This is a genomic window from Fructobacillus durionis, assembly GCF_900112405.1.
GTDB lineage: Bacteria > Bacillota > Bacilli > Lactobacillales > Lactobacillaceae > Fructobacillus > Fructobacillus durionis.
Window position 1 is genome coordinate 226,095 of sequence record NZ_FOLI01000001.1, and the last position, 19,200, is coordinate 245,294.

The 19,200-nt window shown below is 45.9% G+C and carries 18 protein-coding genes and 1 other annotated feature (1 of these 19 cut by a window edge); of the genes, 14 read left to right on the plus strand and 4 right to left on the minus strand.

Going from position 1 to position 19,200, the window contains the following annotated elements:
• Positions 1-2: 2 nt before the first annotated feature.
• From cdaA to BMZ93_RS01110, 12 genes are all read left to right on the plus strand, one after another.
• Positions 3-827: a diadenylate cyclase CdaA gene (gene cdaA / locus BMZ93_RS01055; protein ID WP_091501327.1), complete on the plus strand. Its 825-nt coding sequence runs from the start codon at positions 3-5 to the stop codon at positions 825-827.
• Positions 824-1,834: a CdaR family protein gene (locus BMZ93_RS01060; protein WP_091501329.1), complete on the plus strand. Its 1,011-nt coding sequence runs from the start codon at positions 824-826 to the stop codon at positions 1,832-1,834. The genes cdaA and BMZ93_RS01060 overlap by 4 nt, the downstream gene beginning before the upstream one ends.
• A 45-nt stretch (positions 1,835-1,879) precedes the next feature.
• Positions 1,880-3,250, plus strand: coding sequence for a phosphoglucosamine mutase (gene glmM / locus BMZ93_RS01065; protein WP_091501331.1), 1,371 nt, complete (start codon positions 1,880-1,882; stop codon positions 3,248-3,250).
• 118 nt (positions 3,251-3,368) lie between these two features.
• On the plus strand, positions 3,369-4,067 hold the full coding sequence (rnc, locus tag BMZ93_RS01070; protein ID WP_091501333.1) for a ribonuclease III: 699 nt from the start codon (positions 3,369-3,371) through the stop codon (positions 4,065-4,067).
• A gap of 15 nt (positions 4,068-4,082) precedes the next feature.
• On the plus strand, positions 4,083-7,640 hold the full coding sequence (gene smc / locus BMZ93_RS01075; RefSeq protein WP_091501335.1) for a chromosome segregation protein SMC: 3,558 nt from the start codon (positions 4,083-4,085) through the stop codon (positions 7,638-7,640).
• Between the two features lie 12 nt (positions 7,641-7,652).
• Positions 7,653-9,026 carry a signal recognition particle-docking protein FtsY gene (gene ftsY, locus BMZ93_RS01080; protein ID WP_091501336.1) on the plus strand — a complete coding sequence of 458 codons (1,374 nt, stop codon included), beginning with the start codon at positions 7,653-7,655 and terminating at the stop codon, positions 9,024-9,026.
• Positions 9,026-9,367: a YlxM family DNA-binding protein gene (ylxM, locus tag BMZ93_RS01085; RefSeq protein ID WP_091501338.1), complete on the plus strand. Its 342-nt coding sequence runs from the start codon at positions 9,026-9,028 to the stop codon at positions 9,365-9,367. Before ftsY ends, ylxM begins: the two co-directional genes overlap by 1 nt.
• Positions 9,368-9,405: 38 nt before the next feature.
• The gene (ffh, locus tag BMZ93_RS01090) at positions 9,406-10,875 is read left to right on the plus strand and encodes a signal recognition particle protein (protein ID WP_091501340.1); all 1,470 of its coding nucleotides are present in this window, start codon (positions 9,406-9,408) and stop codon (positions 10,873-10,875) included.
• A 46-nt stretch (positions 10,876-10,921) separates the two neighbouring features.
• Positions 10,922-11,731 (plus strand): HAD-IIB family hydrolase, encoded by an 810-nt coding sequence (locus BMZ93_RS01095; RefSeq protein WP_091501341.1) that lies wholly within the window; start codon positions 10,922-10,924, stop codon positions 11,729-11,731.
• A 60-nt stretch (positions 11,732-11,791) separates the two neighbouring features.
• Positions 11,792-12,559, plus strand: a complete 768-nt coding sequence (locus BMZ93_RS01100; RefSeq protein WP_091501343.1) for a class A sortase — start codon at positions 11,792-11,794, stop codon at positions 12,557-12,559.
• 12 nt (positions 12,560-12,571) lie between these two features.
• The gene (gene ruvA, locus BMZ93_RS01105) at positions 12,572-13,186 is read left to right on the plus strand and encodes a Holliday junction branch migration protein RuvA (protein WP_091501345.1); all 615 of its coding nucleotides are present in this window, start codon (positions 12,572-12,574) and stop codon (positions 13,184-13,186) included.
• A gap of 48 nt (positions 13,187-13,234) precedes the next feature.
• On the plus strand, positions 13,235-13,867 hold the full coding sequence (locus BMZ93_RS01110) for a deoxynucleoside kinase (RefSeq protein WP_091501347.1): 633 nt from the start codon (positions 13,235-13,237) through the stop codon (positions 13,865-13,867).
• A gap of 55 nt (positions 13,868-13,922) precedes the next feature.
• On the opposite strand, the gene mscL is transcribed toward BMZ93_RS01110, so the two are convergent.
• The 3 genes from mscL to rpmF form a co-directional block, all read right to left on the minus strand.
• Positions 13,923-14,309 (minus strand): large-conductance mechanosensitive channel protein MscL, encoded by a 387-nt coding sequence (gene mscL, locus BMZ93_RS01115; RefSeq protein WP_091501916.1) that lies wholly within the window; start codon positions 14,307-14,309, stop codon positions 13,923-13,925.
• A 24-nt stretch (positions 14,310-14,333) separates the two neighbouring features.
• Entirely contained in the window at positions 14,334-16,052 is a 1,719-nt protein-coding gene (locus BMZ93_RS01120; RefSeq protein ID WP_091501348.1) for an NFACT RNA binding domain-containing protein, read from the minus strand.
• 137 nt (positions 16,053-16,189) lie between these two features.
• Positions 16,190-16,363: a 50S ribosomal protein L32 gene (rpmF, locus tag BMZ93_RS01125; protein ID WP_091501350.1), complete on the minus strand. Its 174-nt coding sequence runs from the start codon at positions 16,361-16,363 to the stop codon at positions 16,190-16,192.
• Positions 16,364-16,606: 243 nt separating this feature from the next.
• On the opposite strand from rpmF, the gene BMZ93_RS01130 reads away from it, so the two are divergent.
• Positions 16,607-17,647, plus strand: coding sequence for a zinc-dependent alcohol dehydrogenase family protein (locus BMZ93_RS01130; RefSeq protein ID WP_091501352.1), 1,041 nt, complete (start codon positions 16,607-16,609; stop codon positions 17,645-17,647).
• Positions 17,648-17,730: 83 nt separating this feature from the next.
• Here BMZ93_RS01130 and BMZ93_RS01135 read toward each other — a convergent pair whose 3' ends face one another.
• Complete coding sequence (locus BMZ93_RS01135) at positions 17,731-18,219, minus strand: YbaK/EbsC family protein (protein WP_091501354.1); 489 nt, start codon at positions 18,217-18,219, stop codon at positions 17,731-17,733.
• A 192-nt stretch (positions 18,220-18,411) separates the two neighbouring features.
• On the opposite strand from BMZ93_RS01135, the gene BMZ93_RS01140 reads away from it, so the two are divergent.
• Positions 18,412-19,074 carry a DUF1361 domain-containing protein gene (locus tag BMZ93_RS01140; protein WP_091501356.1) on the plus strand — a complete coding sequence of 221 codons (663 nt, stop codon included), beginning with the start codon at positions 18,412-18,414 and terminating at the stop codon, positions 19,072-19,074.
• Between the two features lie 45 nt (positions 19,075-19,119).
• Positions 19,120-19,200, plus strand: a sequence feature (ribosomal protein L20 leader region) (it continues 44 nt past the right edge of the window).

The window sequence follows — 19,200 nt, forward strand, 5'->3', positions numbered from 1 at the left end:
AAATGGGAATTTGGGCGTACATGACCTCAAGCAACCTGGCCCACGTGGCAGATATTTTGATCATCTGGTTCTTGTTGTACAAGGTCATTACATTTGTTGAAGGAACGCGGGCCCTCCAGATTTTATTTGGAGTTGGTGCCATTGTTTTGGTAAAAGTCATCGCTTGGTCACTTGGCCTGGTGGTACTTTCATGGTTAATGGATCAGATTATTACCTGGGCGCCAATTGCCTTGGTTGTCATCTTCCAGCAGGAAATCCGCAGGGGACTGGAAAGTCTTGGCCGGCGAATTACCGTTCGTAAGCAGCACTTGGATAACGAGCAGGCTCGCGAATTGATTCGTGGGTTGGACATGGCTTTGCAGTATATGTCGAAGCGTCGTATCGGGGCTTTAATTACCATTAACGGAAAAGATACCCTGGAAGAATACATCAAAACGGGGATTCCATTGAACGCGACGGTAACCGGTCAGCTCTTGATTAACATCTTTATTCCGAACACACCATTGCACGATGGTGCCGTGATTATTAACGATGATAAGATTGCCGTTGCAGCAGCTTACTTGCCACTGTCTGAATCAACTCGTATTCCTAAGGAATTGGGAACCCGTCACCGTGCGGCCGTTGGTATTTCAGAAGCAACGGACGCCGTGACGGTTGTCGTTTCCGAAGAAACGGGGGAGATTTCCATTACGCAACGTGGTGACCTGCTTCGTAACATGGATCAGAAGTCATACATGAACTTCTTTGAAAAGCAGTGGGTTGAACCAGTTGAAAAGCCACGTCGCTTTGCTTGGCTCCAATTCTTAACGAAAGGGAGGAAGTCATGAAAAAATTAGGTTCATCAAAAATCATTAACATTATCTTCTCGCTGTTGATGGCCATCCTATTAGCAGCCTACGTCCTTTCAATTAAGAATTACTCAAATTCAACGAATTCAAATAGTTACTCATCATTGATTCCCGAAAAGAAGGCGACCATCACGGTTCCTTTGACTTTCCAGTACAACTCTGATGATTATGTCATCGTTGGTGCTGCTTCAACGGTCTCAGTGAACGTTCAAGGTTCATCAGCCTTGGTGACGGCGGCGAAGAACCATAATGACATTGCAGCTTCTGCTGATTTGCGCGGATTGGGTGCCGGACAGCATACGGTTAACGTGGCCTTGTCTGGTGTTAACTCATCGCTTTCAGCAAATGCATCACCTCAAACGGTGACGGTCACGTTGGCTGAGAAGTCTTCTGCTAAGAAGAACGTCAAGGTTCAATACGATGACAGTAAGATTGCCACTGGCTACTCTGTAACGGACGAGACATCAGATGTTAACTCGGTCACGGTTTCTGGTCCAAAGACAAATGTTGATGCCGTTTCATACGTTGGAGCGGATGTTGACCTGGATAAGAATACCAAGTCCAATGTGTCAGAAGCCGCAAAATTGACGGCCTATGATAAAGATGGTAACGCTGTTCAAGTTACTTTGTCCCAGACAAAGGCCAATGTAAAGTTGACTTTAACTAAAGCCCAATCAAGCAAAAAAGTGCAGTTAGCAGCGCAGGCTAGCTCTGGCTCACTGAGTGCTTACGACATCTCCTTCGATCCGTCAACAGTGACAATCTATGGTTCAAGTGATACACTTAATAGCATCGATACACTGCCTGTGAACTTAGATTTATCAAATATCACAAGTAAAACGACGAAAAGCATCACGCTAGATAAACCATCTGGTGTTGATCAGCTGTCAGATCAAAAAGTTTCGGTAACGATTACACCGAAGTCAACGAATAGTAGTTCTAGTGCTAGTTCAAGCAGCGCAAGCTCAAGCTCTAGCAGTAACTAAGACTTTTTAATGACATGACAGTCAAACATATTTGGAGATAAAACGATGACAGAACCACAGTTAAAATATTTTGGAACTGACGGGGTCCGAGGGGTGGCCAATCAGGAATTAACGCCTGAATTGGCCCTCTCACTTGGTCGAGCAGGGGGAGCAATCCTTACTCGTCACAACGATAATCCCGATAAGAAGCCAGTTGTTGTTGTTGGTCAAGATACACGTATTTCATCTGAGATGTTACAAGAAGCCTTGATTTCAGGGCTTTTGTCAGTCGGTGTGGATGTCTTGAACCTGGGCGTTATCACAACTCCAGCGGTTGCCTACCTAGTTGAAGCCCTTGAAGCTGATGCCGGTATCCAAATTACAGCCTCACACAACCCTGCCAAGGACAACGGTATCAAGTTCTTTGGTCAAGATGGATTCAAGCTTTCTGATGAATTAGAGGGCGAAATTGAAGCTATCTTGGATGGTGAAGATGGTGATCAATTGCCACGTCCTTCAGCCGAAGGTTTGGGTGTGGTTTCTCACTATCAAGAGGGTGCTCAGAAGTACTTGGCCTTCTTGCAAAAGACGGTTCCTGCCGATTTGGCTGGCTTCCGTATTGCCTTGGATGGTGCCAATGGTGCAACGTCTGATTTGCTACCACGTTTGTTTGCTGACCTTGGCTTGGACTTCGAAACAATGGGAACGGAACCTGATGGCTTGAACATCAACGACCACGTCGGTTCAACTCACCCTGAAGCCCTTGTCCAAATGGTTCAAAACGGCGAATTTGACGCCGGATTGGCCTTTGATGGCGACGGTGACCGTTTGATTGCCGTTGATGCCGAAGGAAACATCGTTGACGGTGATAAGATTATGTACATTACCGCTAAGGCATTGAACGATCAAGGCCGTTTGAAGCACCAGACCGTTGTGTCAACGGTGATGTCAAACATCGGCTTCTATAAGGCTTTGGAAGCAGCTGGTATCTCATCTGTTAAAACACAAGTTGGGGATCGCTACGTCATGGAAAAGATGGTCGAAGACGATGACAACTTGGGTGGGGAACAGTCCGGACACATCATCTTCCGTGACTGGGCCAAGACAGGTGATGGTCTCTTGACTGCCCTACAACTTTTGCAGGTCATGAAGGATTCTGGTCAGACTTTGCAAGAGTTGGCAGACCCCGTGACGATTTACCCACAAAAGTTGGTGAACGTGAAGGTTGCCAATAAGAAGGCTGTGATGGACAACCCTGTATTGAAGGAAAAGATTGCCGCTGTTGAAAAGCAAATGGCAGGGGACGGTCGTGTCCTCGTCCGCCCTTCAGGAACGGAAGCTTTGATTCGTGTCATGGCGGAAGCGAAGACACCTGAATTAGTGGACGGTTATGTCGCCCAACTAGTTGAAACTGTAAAAGAAATTACAGCTGAATAACACATTTAAACCAAGAAAACGGTCCACGTTTTCTTGGTTTTTTCGTGTCAGTCTGACCAAGAAAATACCGGTAAATCTGGTATAATAGAAACTAATTGAAACATGAGGGGAAAACAAAGTGTCACCAGAAGAATTCATAAACTATTTAAGTAAGAATTACCATGTAAACTTTGACAACGTGGACCTTTTAAAAGAGGCGTTGACACAGCGAAATTATCTAAACGAGCATCCAAAGGAAAAAGGCCGGGACTACCAGCGCCTAGAATTCTTGGGGGATGCCATTATGCAAGCTTCCGTTACAGAGTATCTCTTTAAGCGGTACCCTGATTGGGACGAAGGCCAGTTAACTGAAATGCGAATTACCATGGTTCAGACCAAGTCCTTCGCACACTTTTCTCAAGTTATCCATTTGAACGAAGCCATTCGTTTGGGTAAGGGTGAGGAAATGAACGGTGCTCGTCACCGTCCTTCACTACTAGAAGATATTTGGGAAGCCTTTATCGGTGCCTTGTTCCTTGACCAGGGACAGCAAGCCGTTGTGAAACTTTTGAATCAAACGGTCTTTGCAGCCATTGATGAGAACTTTTTTGACCAATTCATCGACTTCAAGTCCCGTTTACAAGAACAGCTGCAGGCCAAGGGAACGGTTGATATTACCTACAATATCGAAGACGAAGAACGTAATGAAGATAATAGCCAGGTCTTTAAGGTGTCGGTTGCCTTGGACGGCCGTATCTTAGCCTATGGTTTTGGCTCATCAATTAAGGATGCTGAAAAAGCAGCCGCACAACAGGCATTGGTTGATTTATCTGAATAAACTGAGTAGAGAAGTATGAAACTAAAAACGTTGGAGATTATTGGCTTTAAATCTTTTGCCAATAAGACCGTCATTGACTTTCAGAAGGGGATGACGGGGATTGTCGGACCGAATGGTTCTGGTAAATCAAATATTATTGAAGCGATCCGCTGGGTGATGGGCGAGCAGTCTGCAAAGGACTTGCGCGGTAACAAAATGGCGGACGTTATTTTTGCTGGAACAAAGGACCGTAAAGCCTTAAACCGTGCGGAAGTTTCGATTACTTTTGATAACTCAGACCACTATGTTCAATCCGATTTCTCTGAATTGCGGATTACCCGTCGACTCTACCGTTCCGGTGAATCTTCCTACCAGTTGAATGGGGCAGATTGCCGTTTGAAGGATATTCATGAAATCTTTATGGATACGGGATTGGGTAAAGATGGTTTTTCCATCATCTCCCAGGGGCAGGTTGAAAAGATTTTCTCTGCTAAACCCGAAGAGCGACGGGGAATCATCGAAGAAGTTGCCGGTGTCTACAAGTACAAGCAGAATAAAACGCAGGCCGAAAAGGACCTGACCGTCACTGATGACAATCTGGCCCGTGTTGCTGACATCGTCCACGAAGTGGAAGGCCGGTTGACGCCACTTGAGAAGCAGGCCGAAAGTGCTAAAGAATACCTTGAAAAGCGGGAACGCTACGAGCAGTTGGACCAGGTTCGCTTAACCCGTTCGATTCTATCCTTACAAGGAAAAGTCGTTGCCCAAGGCAAGACTTTGGGTGAAAAGAAAGCGGATGTTTCCAAAAAGCAGTCCGCTTTAGCAGCCCAGAAAGAGTTGCTTGCTAGCACCCGTGCTGAGTTGACTTCTGTTCAAGAAGCAAAGGATCAGCTGTCAGAGGACATTCTGACTAAGACGCAGCAGCGTGAGCAGATGATTGGAAACCAGAAATTGGCTTCCCAGGAAGCGGATTCCTTGCAGCGTGAATCGGAAACGCTGGTGAAGCAGCAAGCGACTCTCACAACACAGGGTGAACAGGCCGCTAATCAGTTGGCTGAAGTTGATGAGCAGGAAGGACTGCTATCAACTAAGGAAACCGAATTAAAGAAAACAATTCAACAGATTGAAGCCAATCATGGTCAGCAGCAGGTTGACCGGATTAAGACTGAATTGGAGAGTAATCGTCAGGCCTACGTTGCCATTATGCAGGACTTGGCGACCTACCATAACAAGGTCACCTTTGAAGAGAAGGCGCTCTTGCAAAACCAGGAGCAAAAAGCTCGTAAGCAGGAACTACTGAAAGCTGCCGAAGAGGCTTTGGCTATTGCCCAAAAGAACTTGGCAGATTATAAAAAAGACCATCCTGACCAAGAGACAGGGGAAAATCCCTACTTGGCACAGCTGGATGAAGCTAAACAACAGTTGAATCAGGCTAAGCAGGATTACCAAGCTGCTCAGCAAAACTGGCAGAGTGCTGCCTATGCTTTGGACAAGGCCCAGTCGGTTTATCAGGCTGAGTCATCCTTGGATGAATACGCTGGCTTTTATCAGGGTGTTAAGAATTTGATGGCCCCTGCCGTTAAGCGTAATTTCCCCGGTATTCGAGGAGTTGTTGCTGAATTGGTGGACGTACCAAAGCGGTATACTAAGGCGATTGAAACGGTCCTAGGCGGTGCCTTGCAAAACGTTGTCGTTGACTCAACGAAGACGGCCAAGGCGATTGTCCAGTACTTGACGAAGAACCGGAAGGGGCGTGTCACGCTCCTTCCTGAAGATAGTATTCGATCCCGAACTGCCCGTGATGTCTACCGTGCCGAACAGGAACGGGGTTTCATTGGGATTGCTTCAGATTTGGTTTCGATGCCTCAGGGGATGGAGAACATCCTGACCAATTTGCTGGGAACGACTTTGGTTGTGGAAGACTTGGACGCGGCAACCCGGGTTGCCCGTGCGGTTCAAAACCGTTTGCGGGTGGTTTCCTTGGATGGCCAATTGGTCAACGCCGGTGGATCAATTACTGGTGGTGCTAACCACCGTCAGGGACCATCGGTTTTGTCACGACAGGCAGAATTAAAGGCAAAGGCCGATGCTTTAGCCGAACAAAAGGCGCAGGTTGAAGCCTTGGTTGGATTACGGAACCAAGAGCAGGCCCGCGTGAACCAACTGTCCGATAAGGTGCAGGAACTGACAGCTTCCTTCTACGACTTTGAAAACCAGGGCCAGCAGGTTGATTACCAGTTGACTGCCTTGAAGGATGCAGTTGCAAAAGAAGAAACCAAGGTTCAGACCTTGACCCTTGATTTGGCCGATTTGAAGGCCGATGAAGAAGATAGTCAAACCGAACTAGATGAATCAAAGCAGGCACTGCTTGAAAAAGAACGTGCGCAAAAGCAGGCCGAAGCAACAACTGCCGATTTGACTGAGAAGTTGAGCCAGGTCGAAGAAGAGCAGGCCGGCTATCAGGAAGAAAAAGCAGCCTTTCAGGCCGAAATGGCAAAAATTTCTGCCAAGCGGGAAGCGGCGAATGCTGATAAGGAACGTTTGCAGGCCCTGCTGGCTGAACTTCAGAGTCAACGAAACGAGCTAACGACTCGTCAAACTGAGATTAAGGAACGCTTGGAGCAGGCCGCTAATGGTCCAGCTTTGGCCGAACAATTGGCAGGTCTAGAAGAAGCACTTCAAAAAGCCGATGGTCAATCAAAGGATTTGGCGACACGTTTCCAGACTTTGACGCAAAAAGTCAGTGAATTGGAAGAAGAACTATCCGTTCAACAAGAGACGGTTAACCAACTCCTGATGGAAGAATCCAACGCTGCCTATACCTTGCAGACGACGCAGGAAAAGTTGGGTAAGCAGGTTTCAACCTTACAGCAGACCTATGGTTTGACTGTTCAAAGTCAGGCTGATGTGAAAGAGTCTGAGCTGGATGACAGCGAGATTGATAAAACCTTGACCGCAATTAAACGGGCCTTGGATGCCATTGGTCCCGTTAATATCGCGGCCATTCAGGAGTATGAAGAAATCAAGGAACGTCATACCTTCTTGACTCAACAGGCCAGCGATTTGGAGCAGGCCAAGGCAACGCTACAGGCAACCATTGACGAGATGGACCAAGAGGTGAAGGTGCGCTTTAAGGAAACCTTTGATCAGGTGGCCGAGCACTTTAAGGACGTCTTTACGAAGATGTTTGCCGGGGGTCAGGCTCAAATTGAGTTGACAGATCCCGAGCACTTGCTCACCACTGGAATCGACATTAAGGCTCAGCCACCTGGCAAGAAGTTCCAGCAGATGTCCCTGTTATCAGGTGGTGAAAAGGCTTTGACTGCCATTTCATTACTCTTTGCCATTTTGCAGGTTCGCCCAGTGCCCTTTGCTGTTTTGGATGAAGCGGAAGCAGCCCTGGATGAGGCAAACGTTGACCGTTTTGCCGCTTACCTAAAGAACTTTGGTGGTAGCACACAGTTCATTACCATTACGCACCGTAAGGGAACGATGGTGGCTGCAACTGTTTTGTATGGTGTGACCATGCAAGAAGCCGGTGTATCGAAGATGGTCGCCGTTAACTTGGAACAAGCGGAAGAAAAACTCGCTTAAAGGAGGGAACACATGGGACTTTTTGATATCTTTAAAAAGAAGAAGCAGGAAGAACCGGTTGTTCAACCGGATGAGGTTCAATCACACGAACCCGCTCAAAACGATGAAAGCCAACAGGCTGATCAAGTAGAAGCCGTTGAAGAAGCTGAAGAACAGACCAATGACGGTTCTGCACCGGTTCAATCAGACGAGCAGGTCGAAGAAGAAAAGGACTCTGAAGAAACTGAAGAGTCTGCTGATGAACCAGTAGAAACAGTTGATTTAAAAGAACCTTCGGATGCTGAAACTGATAAAGTCGCTGAAGAAGGACTTGAATCAGTAGCAGAGGCCGAAGAGGACCGGGCTGCTGAACTATCCGTTGCGGATTTAGCTGAATCTAACGACGATTCAGATGCGGAAGAAGCGGACGATGCTGTTCAAGAAGAGGAAGAAAGCCTCGAAGAAGAAAACGAACAGGCTGTTTATGAAAAGGGACTCACTCAGTCTCGTAAGGGCTTTGCCGACCGTTTTAACCGTTTCTTAGCCAACTTCCGTTCGGTTGATGAAGACTTCTTTGAAGACTTGGAAGATACCTTGATTGGTGCTGATTTAGGCTTTGATTTGGCCATTAGCATTTCAAACAAGGTGCGCGAAGAGGTCAAGCTTGAGAACATCAAGGACAAGGGGGCCATTCGTGATTTGATTATCCGTTTGATGGTGGAATCTTACGAAGAGCAGGGCAAGGACGAAGAACAGGCTATGCACTTTGCACCAGCTGGTCAACCAACTGTGATTCTCTTTGTCGGTGTGAACGGCGTTGGTAAAACGACAACCGTTGGTAAGATGGCTCAGCGTTATAAGGATGAGGGTAAGTCAATTATGTTGGCGGCCGCTGATACCTTCCGTGCTGGAGCGGTGAAGCAGTTGCAGGAGTGGGGAAACCGGGCCGATGTGCCAGTTGTTTCAGGACCTGAAAAGGCCGACCCATCTTCTGTTGTTTACCAAGCCGTTGAACGCGCTAAGGAAGAACAGGTCGACGTGCTCTTTGTCGATACAGCCGGCCGTTTGCAAAACAATGTCAACTTGATGCAAGAATTGGCGAAGATGAACCGTGTCATTAAAAAGGTTCTGCCAGACGCACCGCAAGAAGTACTCTTAGTACTGGATGCCACGACTGGACAAAACGCCTTGCAGCAGGCTAAGTTATTCAAGGATTCTTCTGAAGTTACCGGTCTTGTGTTGACCAAGATGGATGGAACGGCCAAGGGTGGTATCGTCTTCGCCATTCGTGACCAGCTTCATCTTCCAGTGAAGTGGATTGGCTTTGGGGAAAAGGCATCTGATTTACGGGTCTTTTCCGCCGAAGACTTTGTCTACGGGCTCTTTAAAGATTTGGTACAAGGCTAATGGATATTGAGCAGAAGAACAAAGTCAACGGCTTGCTTGCCTTTTACGGTGACTTGCTTGCTAAAAAGCAGCGGGCCTACTTGCAGTATTACTGCGAGGATGACTTTTCCATTATTGAAATTGCAGAAGAAGAGCAGGTCTCTCGTCAGGCAGTTTCGGATAACCTGAAAAAGGGTTGCGAGGCCTTGGACCACTACGAAGAGGTCTTGGCACTTTACCATGACTCACTACAGCGTCAGCAATTAGAAGAAAACCTTTTGGCCTACGTTGGTGAGCACTATGGGCAGGATGAAAAATTAAAAGAATTAATTAGCCAAATGGTTAATCAAGAAATCAATTAAAGAAGGGGGCAGCTGGGTCTAGGCCCAGTCAGCAGATTATGGCTTTTGAAAACTTAACAGATCGTCTATCGAAGGCGCTCAAAAACCTAACCGGAAAAGGAAAGATTCATGAAGAAGACCTTCAAGCATCTTTGAAGGAAATTCGTTTGGCCTTGTTGGAGGCCGATGTTTCTTATCCAACGGTTAAGAAGTTTATTGCAGCAATCAAGGAAAAGGCCAAGGGGGCCGAAATTCTTGATGGCTTGAACGCACCACAACAAGTTGTCAAGATTGTGAACGATGAATTGACAGCCTTGATGGGTGAAGAGGCCGTTCCGCTTAACAAGTCTGAGAAGATTCCAACCATCATCATGATGGCCGGACTTCAGGGTGCTGGTAAGACGACAACGGTTGCTAAGCTTGCTTATAAGCTCAAGCGTGAAGAAAACGCCCGTCCACTCTTGATTGCAGCCGATGTTTACCGTCCAGCTGCCATTGACCAGTTGGAAGTTCTTGGTAAGGATTTGGATATTCCAGTTTTCTCTGAGGGAACGGATGTTGATCCACGTAAAATCGTTGAAGATGGTTTGGCAGAAGCTAAGGCCAATAAGAACGATTACGTCTTCATTGATACGGCCGGTCGCTTGCAAATCGACGAAGCCTTGATGAACGAATTGAAGGACATCGCTAAGATTGCTGAGCCAGATGAAATCTTGCTGACGGTTGATGCGATGACTGGTCAGAACGCAACGGAAACGGCGGAAGGCTTTGCCAACGCCCTTGATTTGACCGGTGTTGTTTTGACAAAGTTGGATGGTGACACCCGTGGTGGTGCTGCCCTTTCAATTCGTGACGTGACGGGTAAGCCAATCAAGTTTGTTGGACAAGGTGAAAAGCCAACTGACTTGGATGTCTTCTACCCAGACCGTATGGCTTCCCGTATCCTTGGTATGGGGGACATGCTGACTTTCATCGAAAAAGCCCAGCGCGAAGTCGATGAAAAGAAGCAGGCCGAGCAGTTGGAGAAGATGCGTCAAAACACCTTCGATTTCAACGACTTCGTTGACCAATTGCGTCAGGTCCAAAACATGGGGCCAATGGAAGATTTGATTAAGATGATTCCTGGTATGGCCGGTAACCCTGCTTTGAAGAACTTGAGCATTGACCCAAAGACTTTCACACACATGGAAGCCATCGTGTCATCAATGACCAAGCAGGAACGTGAAAATCCAGATTTGTTGAACCCATCCCGCCGTCGCCGTTTGGCTGCCGGTGCTGGTCGTCCAATTGTCGAAGTGAACAAGATGCTAAAGCAGTTCGACCAGATGAAGAAGATGATGAACCAGGCCACGAAGGGAAACTTCTCAGGCATGGAACAGATGATGGGTGGTGCCGGTATGGACATGTCATCCATGATGGGTGGCGCTGGTATACCTGGTGGAAACTTTGGACAAAAGGTTCAAAACTTCGCTATGAAGCAGGCTGCTCGTAAGATGAAAAAGATGAAGAAGAAGCGCGGAAAGAAGTAAGAATTTAAGAGTTTGTCTTATAACTAGTACTCTAGGAGAAGGGTTCATGACTGTTCAATTAATTGCAACGGATTTAGATGCGACTTTTTTAAATGATGAAAAGGGCTTTGACCACGCCTTGTACGCTGAAATGGTTGAGAAGGTAAAGGCTGCTGGTGCTGTCTTCGTTGTGGCAACGGGGAACCACCCAGCTAAAGTCGCCCACTTTTTTGAAGGGGTTGATCAGTCTTACACCTTGATTGCCAATAATGGTGCCGAGGTGGTGGACGCCAAGGGCAATGTGTTAGCAACCTATGCCATCGAACCTTCAGCCTTTGCACCCGTCGTTGACGAAGTGACAGCTGAACAAGACCGTGCTGAAATGGGCCTTGTTTTTACGGGTACCGATAAGGCCTTCATGTTGAAATCCCAGGCCGATTACGGTTTGGGACGCGACAAAGCGGCATCGTACTTTAAGTCCTTGACTTTTATTGATGACTTATCCGAAATTGATGAGCCAATCTTAAAGATGACGGTCAATTTGCCCGACTACGAGTTACCATTTATTGAACAAATTCAGTCGATGAACCTACCGGTTCACATCACAACATCTGGATATGGGGCCATTGATTTGGTGGCACCTAACGTCAATAAGGGGGTTGCCTTAGCTGACCTAAGCAAGCGTTTAGGCATTAAGGCTGAAAACATGGCCGCCTTTGGGGATGGCCTGAATGACCTAGAGATGCTGAACTATGTTGGGCATCCCTTCATTATGCCAAACGCCGATCCGCTTTTACGCGGACGTGGATTTGAAACAGCGGTTGCTGACAACAACCATGATGGCGTGTTAAAGACAATCTTACAAAAATTATTCTAGAGGACTTCTGGTTGACATGTTGTTTTAGTAAACTGGGAGTATCGACAGAGGGAGAGAGTCATGAAGGAGAAAATTCGGAAGTACTTGCACCGCTTCTTTGGTTTGTTAACCATCGTCTTAGCGTGTTTATTAGCCTGGCAGTGGGTTCAAAGTCAGCCTGCAACTAGCCCGGTTAAGAAAACCACTAAAAAGGTACTGACACAAAAGCAGGGAAAGTATTCTAAAAATCAGCGGCAGTCCTTAAAGGATGGGGTTGGTACACAAGACCAGCAGAGTCTCGGCTTAACGAAGCAGGGCTATGTGGCCATTCCTAACCTCAGTATTTTGTTACCAATCTATGACAATGCCTACTCAAAGGTTGCCTTAGATAAGGGTGCCAACACTGCCCAAAAAGATACGGCGGTTCCAGTGATGGGGCAGGGAAATTACACCCTTGCCGCTCATAATTGGAACAACGACTACACCGGATTTTCTGCCCTTCAGCAAAAGTTGAACCAAAACGCACCCTATGAGAATGCGGATGGGACACTTGGTAACTCTGATTGGCTGAACGGAACGATGATTTACATGGCCAATAGCAATGGTATTTACCGCTATCAGATTACAGGCCAAACAACCGTTGACCAAAATGATTCATCCGTTTTGAATCCTGATGATCGCATTGATAAAAAGGCCAAAATAACGATTATCACCTGTCTCTTCCCAGATACAACAAAACGTATTATTACCAATGCGAAGTATGTTGGCTACCACAGCTGGACCCAGGCTAAGAGTGATGAACTCGGTTACTTTGACCTATCGAAGCAAAAGACAAATATCTTACCCTAAGGGAGCACAGTGATGTACGAATATTTTAAGGGTCGAATTACTCAGATTACGCCCGGAGCAATCGTGCTTGAAACGAAGGATGGCATTGGTTATAAAATTTATCCTGCCAATCCCTATCATTTTGAAGTGAACCAAGAGGCCCAGGTTTTTGTCGAACAAATCGTTCGTGAAACGGAATTGTCACTCTATGGCTTTGCGACTCTAACTGAAAAGCAGCTCTTTAACAAGCTGTTGAACGTTTCTGGTATTGGGCCAAAGTCGGCCTTGGCCATTCTGGCCGGGGCCAAGCCCGCCGATTTGGTTGCTGCCATTGAAAACAGCCAGGTTGACTATCTGACTCAGTTCCCTGGTGTCGGTAAGAAAACCGCTCAGCAAATTGTTTTGGACCTATCCGGTAAAATGGATGACTTCTCAAGTTTGGTTGACCAAACTAGTACGACTTTTGCAGATGCGGAAAGCACCGATTCGGTACCTTCACGGTCCAACCTTGAGGATGCCTTGGCTGCCCTTGAAGCCTTGGGATATGCTAGTCGCGATTTGACCAAGGTTAAGAAGGCCTTAGTTAGTGAGACTGGCAGCACTTCCGATTTGATTTCAAAGGGTCTGACACTTTTGGTTCAGGGCTAATTGGCAAATCGTTTGTAAGAACGAAATGAAAAAGAAAATGGAGTAAATATGGTGATAATTACAGCGGGGATGATTGGTGTCGGAAAGACAACCTTAACAGAATTAGTTGCAAAGCACTTCGGCACACAGGCTTTCTTTGAACCGGTAGGGGATAACCCTGTTTTGCCACTTTATTATAAGGATCCTAAGCAGTACGGGTTCTTGCTCCAAATTTTCTTCTTGAACCGTCGTTTTTCAATGATTAAGAAGGCCTTAGCAGATAACAACAACGTCTTGGACCGTTCAATTTATGAAGACGAACTCTTTACGGAAGAAAACCATAAGGACGGGAACATTTCTGATATGGAAATGGATGTCTACCATGATTTGATTACACGTATGATGTCCGAATTAGACGAACTACCTAAGAAGGCGCCAGACCTCATGGTTTATGCGGATGCCGACTTTGATACCATCTTGCACCGGATTAAGAAGCGTGGCCGTGATTACGAGCAGTTCGAAGACAATGATGAGCTATATAACTACTATCACAAGATGTGGGAAGCTTATCAGGGCTGGTATGAATCATACGACAAGTCACCAAAGATGCGTGTTGATTTGCAAAAGTACGATTTGGAAGATCCTAAGAATCAAGAAATCGTCTTGAAGCAGATTGAAGATGAATTGAAGAAGATTCGTTAATAATATCCATAATAAAAAAGCCATCCGAATGGATGGCTTTTTTGTGTGTTGCTGCTTACTTTGATTCGGCTTGCTTTGCCAAGAGTTCCTTGATTTCACGAAGGGTAACCAATTCGTCAGATGGCTTGGCGGCTTCCTTTTCCTTTGGCTTTAGGACCGTCTTGTTTAAGAACTTAACGATTAGGAAGACAACGAAGGCGGTAATCAAAAAGGTGATGGTGTCATTAAGGAATGAACCATAGGTGAAGACGAGGTTTGATGTCACGCGTAGCTTCAATTCGGTTAGCGAATGGCCAGAACCTGTAAAGAACCCGAGAAGAGGGTTGATGAGGTTATTAGTCAAGGATTTTACCAAGGTTGTGAAAGCACCACCAATAATAACACCAATGGCCATATCAACGATGTTTCCACGGTTAATGAACTGCTTGAATTCCTTTAAAATTTTCATGAATGTCTTCCTTTTGTTTTATGCTTTCTTGAGTTTTTGTACTAAAGTCGCATCCGGTGTCACGTAAGTGGTTTGTTGACCTTCGAAGATAACAAAACCGGGCTTTGCACCATTTGGCTTACGTAGCTTACCGGCTGGTAAGTAGTCAACGGGGACGTTGGCCGAATCACGAGCCTTTGAAAAGTAGGCGGCTAGTTGGGCGGCTTCTTCTAAGGTTTCGTCAGATGGATTGTCTGAGTCAATTAAGACGTGCGAACCTGGAAGCTTTTGAACGTGGAGCCAAATCTTGTGACGGTTTGTTTTCTTCAGTGATAGCTGGTCGTTTTGAAGATTGTTCTTACCAACCTCAATCAGGGTCCCGTCGGTTGAAAGGAACTGGTCGGGTTTACCCATGACGTGCTTAGGCTTACGCGTTTGCTTACCACGTGTTTTGACTTTGACCTTTTCGCGTAGGTAACCCTGTTCGATTAATTCGACTTTGATGTCGGCGACGTCCTTCGGTGAGGCAACGGCCAACTGGGTTTGAATCTGTGAGAAGTAGTCGATTTCTTCTTGTGTTTCTTTCAGCTGACCGAGCACGTGGTCTTTGGCCAGGCGTAACTTACGATACTTGTGGAAGTAACGGTTCGCATTTTGCATACCATCGAAACGGGGGTCTAAGGCAATTGTAATCAGATTGTTGTTATCGTAGTAGTTTTCAATCTGAACGGAATTCATGCCCTTTTTAACTAAGTGAGGGTAGGTAATCAAGAGGTCACCTTTGATTTTTAAGTCTTCCGCATTTTCGGAATCGACTAAAGTCTGGTTGAGCTTCTTTTCCTTGCTCTGATTCTTCTTCAGTTCGTTCTTGACTAAGCGAACAAGGGAGGCGGCCTGCTGGTTGACCCGGTCAGCCTCTGCTTGACCAGCGAAGTAGGCGTCGAGTAAATCACCTAAAGTCTGGTAGGATTCAGAGGTCGAACCGGTTTCACCCCAATCAAAGGCAGCGTATGAAAGCTTGTTTTTTTCAGAACGGTAGAGTGTTGGTTCTGGATTGCTGAAGTGGTTAAGCCAGTCGTGGGCGGTCGCCATGGCGTCGGAAGCAGCGGCTAGATGGGAAGCCAAGTTTTTAGCAGAGATACTAGAAAATCCTTGGTATTCCTGTTGGATGGCTTTGCCCCAGTCCGCTTTATCGGAATCAAGGATGATCTTTGCAAGGCCCCCTAAGTCAGAGCTGAAAGGGTTCTCCTTATCTTGTGCTGGTGGCAAAACGTAGGTTGCACCAGGAATTAAGGAACGAACACGGTTCTGATCAGCCGGAACGTGTTTGATCAACTCGAGTATCCGTTGATCTTTTTCCCGAACCAGGAAGAGGTTGGAATGGCGGCCCATCATTTCCAGTGTGAGAAGGAGGGTTTGCTCGTCACCTAATTCATCGTGGGTATTAACGGCAAAGTGTAAGATTCGGTCGTTTTCCACTTGCGTAACGGAATCCAAACGGGCACCTTCCAAGTTGCGACGTAAGAACATGGCGAAGTTGGTTGGCGTCTTTGGGTTCTGATAAGGAATACGAGTGACCTGGGCACGGGCGTAAGCGGGATGTGCTGACAGGAGAACGGGATAGTTTTGTCCATTGTTCCGGACGACAAGAATGATTTCGTTTGGATAGGGCTGGTGGACTTTGGTAATGCGACCGCCAGCAAGGGTTTGATTCAGTTCATGCGCAAGGGCGTGAACAAATAGACCATCAAGGGGCATGGGCTCCTCCTTTTTTAAAGTAACTATCATTCATTATAAAGCATGATAGTGGGGAATACATGGATTGCTTGCAGTCTTAAGAAAAGCAAAAGAAAAAAGCCCCATTCTGCAAAGCAGAACAGGGACCTTTAAATAAATTACTTCTTTTCAGTAACTTGCTTACCGTTGTACATTCCTGAAGGAGAAACGCGGTGAGCAACGCGGTATTCACCAGTAGTCTTGTCCAAAGTAATGTTTGGCACGTTCAAACCGATGTGTCCGCGGCGGTTACGCTTGTGAGACTTTGAGTTCTTGTTTGATGGGGTAGCCATTACAGCACCTCCTTTCGGTTCAATTTATCAACTTTTTAAGTTTATCTAATATCTGCCTCAATGTCAATAAGCAGGCCAGAAACAATCAAAAAAATTCTGGAGTCTTTCGTATCACTATTATAGGTAATCGTTGTAATCGGTATTGTAATAATGAGAGATTGCGTTCACTCGTCGTTATAAAATATGGGTAACAACCGGTTGCTGTTAATTCCCAACATTGTCCCATAAGAAAGGTGGATAAAAATGAAGGCACTTGTTTATAGCGAACCGCAACGAATGACTGTTGCAGATGTTGACTTACCAAGAATTCAAGAAGATACGGACGCCATTGTTCGAATGGTCAAGACAACAATCTGCGGAACGGACTTACACATTTTGAACGGGGATACACCAGAAGTGAAAGCTGGTACTGTTCTTGGCCATGAAGGAATCGGTGTAATTGAGAAGATTGGGTCGACCGTCTCGAACTTTCGGGTTGGTGACCGGGTCATTATTTCCTGCGTGACGGCTTGTGGTTATTGTACATACTGTAAGAAAGGAATGTACGCCCACTGTGAAAACGGTGGTTGGATTTTAGGGCACGAGATTGATGGCACACAGTCAGAATTTGTGCGGATTCCACACGCTGACCATTCCCTCCATCACATTCCGAAGGGGATGTCGGATGATGCCGCGGTGATGATGTCCGATATTTTCCCAACGGGATTTGAAATTGGTGTTTTAAATGGACGGGTAAAAAAGAACGACACCGTGGCCATTGTTGGTGCTGGCCCAATTGGAATGGCGACCTTGTTAACCGCTCAATTCTATTCGCCAGCTAAAATTATCATGGTCGACCTTGATGAACATCGTTTGCGAGTTGCTCGAGACTTTGGTGCAACGGATACCGTTCATGCTGGTAATATGCCAAAAGCAATTGACAAAGTCTATGAATTGACTGCTGGTAAGGGGGTCGATGTTGCCATCGAAGCGGCTGGCTTCCCCGAGACTTTTGACTTCTGCCAAAAGATTTTGGCTCCCGGTGGTCATTTAGCTAACGAGGGGGTTCATGGTCAGCCCGTTCAGTTTGATTTGGATAAGCTTTGGATAAAAAACGTGACGGTTACGACGGGCCTAGTTTCAACTAATTCAACAGCCGAATTAATCGCGGCCGTTTTAAAGCGGAAGCTCTCACCGGAACGCTTAGTTACACATCATTTTGACTTCACAGAAATTGAAAAAGCCTACCATGTTTTTAAAGAGGCAAGCCGTAGTCAGGCAATCAAGGTTATCCTTAGTTTTTAAACGGTTTTACTTAAATATTTAGATAGGTAAAAAAGAACTGTTAGTATTTTCGACTAACAGTTCTTTTACTTTGTATGAAATGTTTATTCTGAAACTAGTTGGTAGGGGTGCTTTAGAGCAATTAGCACCTTTGTGAAGTCGAGCCAACTCATTACCACTGTTGCTTTATTTTGGTTGGGGTGCACCGCGATGACGCCTGCATCGACGATGGCTTGATCCACAATGACTTGAATGGATCCGTGAACATCGTGCATTAAAGCAAGGGGAGTAACTGTTCCAGGTTGGACGCCCAGTAATTCTTCTAGGTCATCGTTGGAAGCAAAGCGTAGTTGACTCTTTGATGTGCCTAACTCCCGGGCTAATTTGGTAAAGTCGACCCGTTTATTAGAGGTCATATATAGAAAGTATTGGTTATCTCGTTTTGTTTTTAAGAGGAGATTTTTCATTCGAGGAAGGTCTTTTGGTGCGCCCTCATCAGATAAGTGGTGTAGTGCGGCGTGCCGAACAAGCTGGTATTGAATGTGCAACCGGTCCAACAATTGAATCGCTTCGTTTTCGTTTGCTTGTATCATGTGTCCTCCTTTCCCTTAACCTCTATTATACAGGGGAACGGTAAAAATATCAGGAGTAAGACCTAGTTTTCAATTCGGTTAAAAAGTCGAGAAAGGCCTTAACGGTGCGGGTTATATCTGTTAAAATATTAAGAGTTATACACCGTATAAAAGGTGTGCAGAGATGACTTTTAATAGTTAAAGGGTAGGCGAATGTTTAAAAAAAATACAAACAATATGATCATGGTTCACCTTGTTGTACTGGCATTCATTGCTTTTGTCTACTTGACGCCAACCCACTTTGATTTCTTGATGTGGAATGTTTTCTTAGCTTTGCTGCCATTGGACTTCGCGCTTTTGGCCTTAGCGTCACGTTTGAAGATATCACAGATTATTTTTTCTGGGCTCTGGTTGTTGTTTTTCCCAAACACCATGTACATGATTACGGATTTCATCCACTTGCAGTACATCTCAACGGCATTGGATGTTCGTTACCAGTACTTTAACTACTCAGTCTTGGCTGCAGGTATCTTCGTTGGTGTTTACCTTGGTATTCTTTCATTAGAAATCATGATGCGAATTTACCTTCGAAATCGAACGGGTTGGTCAGTGTTGATTACCCTGGGAATTGTTTCCTGGTTGTCATCCTTTGGTATTTACCTGGGCCGTTTCTTACGTTTAAACTCTTGGGACGTCTTTACGAACTTTGACGTGGTGATTGCCAATGTGCAAAGTTCGGTTTCAAAACACATGTTTGCCTTCGTTGGGCTCTTTGCTTTAGCACAGTTTGCTATCTTGATTGCCTACCATTACGGTGGCCGAATCTTATCTTCATTGGATTTCGAAGAAAAGATTGAAAGTAGCGAAAAAAATTAATAAATCCGTTGACAGTGGGTGCTCTATCGTCTATACTTAATGTCGTTGAACAAGTAGAAGCACCCGCTTCTCGCCTCGTGACTCGCGTTGCCAGGCAGATACACGTTGCACTTAATTGTGCAGTAA